This window comes from Streptococcus jiangjianxini (assembly GCF_040225085.1).
GTDB lineage: Bacteria > Bacillota > Bacilli > Lactobacillales > Streptococcaceae > Streptococcus > Streptococcus jiangjianxini.
Map to the genome: position 1 here is coordinate 1 of NZ_JBEHGL010000045.1, position 1,295 is coordinate 1,295.

The 1,295-nt window shown below is 29.0% G+C and carries 1 protein-coding gene; it reads left to right on the forward strand.

Annotated features, from left to right (window positions below):
* Positions 1-128 precede the first annotated feature (128 nt).
* Complete coding sequence (locus tag ABP870_RS10590) at positions 129-1,184, forward strand: ABC transporter ATP-binding protein (RefSeq protein ID WP_350015305.1); 1,056 nt, start codon at positions 129-131, stop codon at positions 1,182-1,184.
* Positions 1,185-1,295: the final 111 nt, after the last annotated feature.

The window sequence follows — 1,295 nt, forward strand, 5'->3', positions numbered from 1 at the left end:
GGTCAACGATTTGTTGCTTAAAGTCATCCGTAAAATGACGGCGTATTTTTCTAGACATATTGTTTCTCCTGTTTTCTTTAGTGTAGAACACTTTATAAATTCTGTCTAGTTTAGTGTAACCTATTCAGATTGTATTATATTCTTTAATATCATCTGTTTTATATCATAAACAGAACGAATATAATCAATCCTATCTACAATACTTAATTGATTTTAACTCAGATTTTCAATCTGATTTAGAAGATATAGATTACATTAAAGTAATGAGAAATGAGAGAGGAACGGAAGATAGATGGATAAAAAATAATGATCGTTTGACAAGCAAATATTCCCAAATTTTAAAAGTTGAAAATTTTGTTCAACTTTTTGGAAGTATATTCAGCTATTTTAGTTTATCAGTTATTATTTTAGCAGTGATTTATTATAATAAATTTTTTAATGTTTCAATAGCCGATTTAGTATTATATCAAACAAGTATATCATTATTGATCTCATCTATTGAACAGGTGAAAACTTCAATTTTTGAAATAGCACGATTAGCTGTATATGCCGAAAAGCAGGGGGATATACTAAAAGAAAACTCACCAATAAATGTTAATTTTGACTTAGATTCAAACTATATAATTCAGACTGAAGATTTAAACTTCGGTTACGGAAATGAATCACTATATAAACCAGTTAATTTAAAAATTAGCCAAGGCGAAAAGATAGCTATTGTAGGTAAATCAGGTAGTGGTAAATCTACGCTACTATTATTATTAACTGGCATGCTAAGATATTCTGGTAAGATCACATATAACAATGAACATCTAGAAAACTATATGGGAGTTGTCTTGCAAAATATGACATTGAAAAAGGGAAGTGTATTAGAAAACTTTGAATATGACTCTTCTGATTTAACTAAGCTATCCAGAATACTTGTTGATACCACAGCAGATGAGGTTATTGCTAAACTTCCAAATAAATTACAATCGAAATTGTTAAAACAGGGAAAGAATCTTTCAGGAGGACAAATCCAGAAATTACTAATTGTCAAATCACTATTGAAAGGTGAAAAAATTATTTTTTGGGATGAAGCTTTTAGTAATTTGGACGAAGTGAGTAAAGATAAGATTTATGAAAATGTTTTATTGGGAGATTTCTATAAGGAGCAAACAATGTTTGAATCGGTTACACTAAACTAGACAGAATTTATAAAGTGTTCTACACTAAAGAAAACAGGAGAAACAATATGTCTAGAAAAATACGCCGTCATTTTACGGATGACTTTAAGCAACAAATCGTTGACCTTCACA